1 protein-coding gene and 2 pseudogenes are annotated in these 3,117 nt (G+C 73.3%); all 3 read left to right on the forward strand.

Going from position 1 to position 3,117, the window contains the following annotated elements; translation table 11 throughout:
- The coding region (locus AC08OQ_RS18825; RefSeq protein ID WP_476612280.1) for a condensation domain-containing protein at positions 1 to 1,890 on the forward strand (1,890 nt) is incomplete at its 5' end.
- A gap of 185 nt (positions 1,891 to 2,075) precedes the next feature.
- Positions 2,076 to 2,663: pseudogene (locus AC08OQ_RS18830) on the forward strand (YqcI/YcgG family protein); the annotation flags it as partial.
- 232 nt (positions 2,664 to 2,895) lie between these two features.
- Positions 2,896 to 3,117: pseudogene (locus tag AC08OQ_RS18835) on the forward strand (YqcI/YcgG family protein); the annotation flags it as partial.

Raw genomic sequence — 3,117 nt, forward strand, 5'->3', positions numbered from 1 at the left:
GTCCCGGCCAGCGCCGACCGGGAGCCGTCGGCGCCGGTCGCCGGCGGCGCGGGCGCGACGGTGTCCGGGCGCGCTCCCGGGAACGACATCGAGGCGACCCTGGTCGCCGCCTTCGCCGCGGTGCTCGGGGCCGAGCGGGTCGGCGCCGAGGACGACTTCTTCGCCCTCGGCGGCGACAGCATCGTCGCCATGCGGCTGGTCAACCGGATCCGGGCCGCCGGCCTCACCGTGACCCCGCGGCTGCTGTTCGGCCACCGCACGCCCGAGACGCTCGCCACCGTTGTCACACGCCGGGCACCGTCCGCCGCCAACGGGACGGCCCGCGCGCCCGCCGTCGGCGCGGCCGAGCCGGCTTCCGAGCCGACTTCCGAGCCGGCCGGGATCGTCCTCGTCCCGCCGACTCCGGCGCTGCAGGCGGCGCGCGGCCGCGGGGCGACGTTCTCGTCGTTCTCCTCGCCGGTGCTGCTGCGCACCCCGGCCGGGCTGGACCTGGCCACGCTCCACGCGATGATCACAGCGGTCGTGGACCACCACGACGTTCTGCGGGCCCGCCTCGTCCGCTCGGACTCACCCGGCGCCTTCCCGGACGGCGCGGTGGCGACCGGCGCGGACGGTGGTCCCGCCTGGTCGCTGGCGATCGCGTCGCGCGGCGGCGTCGACGTCCGTCCCTGGGTCCGCCGGATCGACGCCGCCGGCATCGCCGCGAGCGACGGCTTCGACAGCGTGGGCGGCCGAGCGCTGATCTCAGGGCTGGCGGCGGCGGCCAACACCGAACTCGATCCGGACAGCGGGCAGGCCATTCGCTGCGTCTGGCTGGACGCGGGCAGCGAGCGCCCGGGCCGGTTGCTGCTGATTATCCACCATGCGCTGATCGACGGCGTCTCCTGGCCGATCGTGCTGGATGATCTCGCTGCCGCGGCGGGCGCGCTGACGGCGGGCGGGCGGCCCCAGCTCGCGCCCGTCCCGGTCTCGTTCGCCCGATGGGCGCGCCGCCTGGACGAGCGGGCGCGCGCGACCGAGACCGAGGCGCGGCTGCCGTTCTGGTTGGACCTGCTCGGCCGGGCCACGCCGGTGGCCTGGACGGCGGACGTGGCCGGCCCGGCCGAGCCGGCCGGACCGGCCCGGGTGGACCAGCCGGAAGCGGTCACCGTGAGCGTGCCGCCGGAGCGGGCGGCCGCGCTGCTGTCGACGGTTCCCGCCACGTTCGGGGTCGGGGTGGACGAGCTCCTGCTCGCCGCGCTGTCCCTGGCCGTGGCCGACCAGACCCGGCCCGGCGCCGCCGGCTCGTCGGGGATGGTCGTGGCCGTCCAGGCCCACGGCCGGCAGGAGCAGATCGTCGACCATCTGGACTTGTCCCGGACGGTCGGCTGGATGGCCGAGATCTACCCGTTCCTGCTCGAGTGGCCGGCCGACGACGGCGCCGCGTTCGGTGCGTGGGCCGTGGACGCCGCCGTGGCGCGGGTGCGCGAGCTCATGACCCAGATCCCCGACGGCGGAACCGATTACAGCATGTTGCGCTTCCTCAATCCGCGGACCGCGCCGGTCCTCTCGGCGGCTCCCCTACCGACGATCTACCTGAACTACGTGGGTCGGTTGGCCCGGGGCGAGGTGGCGGACTGGTCGGTCGCCGCCGAGGACGAGGAGCTTTTCGCCGACTGGAACGCCGAGGCGCCCGATCCATTCCCGCTGAGCCTGATCGTGCGAGCCCTCGACGGCCCGGGCGGCCCCGAGTTGAGCGCGCGGTGGACGGCGGGGTCGGATGGGCCCGGCGCGGCGGTCGTAGGCAACCTCGCGGCCGCGTGGCTACGGGCGCTCGACGCACTCGCCGCCCGCGCCGCGCACCGGGGGGCGGCGAAATCACCGGCAACCGCTTCGGCCGGCCGGAACTAAATCCACATCGCGACCGCCGGTCGGGACCGGCCCGCGGCTGAGGAAAGAGAGAAAGCAGAGTGCGAGACAGGCCGAAACTTCGTGGGGTGAGTATGACCAGCACGACCGATTCATACCGCGAGGAGATCCTGGACCTGGCCATCGGCCCGATGCCAGGCTGGGGCGCCGCCTGCGCGCGGGATATCATGGCGACGCTGCGGTCCGACGCCGAGCCTTTCCCCTGCGTTTTCGCGGTGGCCGCGGCCCATGGTGGCGGGCTGCGGTTCGGTTTCGTCGACGATCTGCACGACGAACGGACCTGGTCCGTACTGCCGGATATCCTTGCCGCCTATCTCTCGGTGTACCAGTCGATATCGCGGAACACCTCCCTCGTGGTTTTCTTCGGATCCGGCGGCGGGACGGCGGGGCCGGAGCCAGACGACGTCCTCTCCTACGAACAGCGATTCTGGTCGGTGCTGCGCTACCTGCACGACAGCGATGGCGAGCCCTGGCCGTCGGACATCCCGACCGACATCGACGATCCCGGCTGGGAGTTCAGTTTCCGCGGCACCCCGATTTTTGTCGTCTGTAACACGCCGGCTCACCACCGGCTACGCAGCCGGAGCAACCCGGTGTTCACCATCACGTTCCAGCCCCGCTGGGTCTTCACCGGCCTGGAGCCGACCAGCCCGCGGGGCGTCGCCGCGCGGAAAATAATCCGCGAGCGTCTCAGGAGGATGGACGAGGTGGATTCAACGCCCCTGCTGGGCTCCTACGGCGACCCGGACAACCGGGAATGGAAGCAGTACTTCCTGCGTGACGACGCATCGGTCGCAGAGAAATGCCCGTTCCACGCCGCTCCCGGCCGGGAGACGGCCGGAACAAGCGCCGGGAAAGCCGCCGTGGAGACGCCCGGAACAGCGCCCGGAACAGCGCCCGGGGCGGCGGTCGGGAAAGCGGGGCCGGCCCGGCCCGGCCGCGACGGGCCTGTTCAAGGTGGTCGTCAACCAGGAACAGCAGTACTCGGTGTGGCCGTACGGGCGACGCAATGCGCTCGGCTGGTTCGACACGCCCGTCACGGGAACCCGGCAGCACTGCCTGGACAGCATCGAGCTGAGTTGGACCGATCTGCGGCCACGCAGCCTGCGGCGACGGATGTCAGGCCGCGGCGGCGGCTCGTCCGGCGCCGCCGCGCCGGCGCGCACCGGCCGGTACGGCGGGCTCGAGGGCCCGGACCCGGCGTCGGGC

This window comes from Frankia sp. CcCS3 (assembly GCF_977927575.1).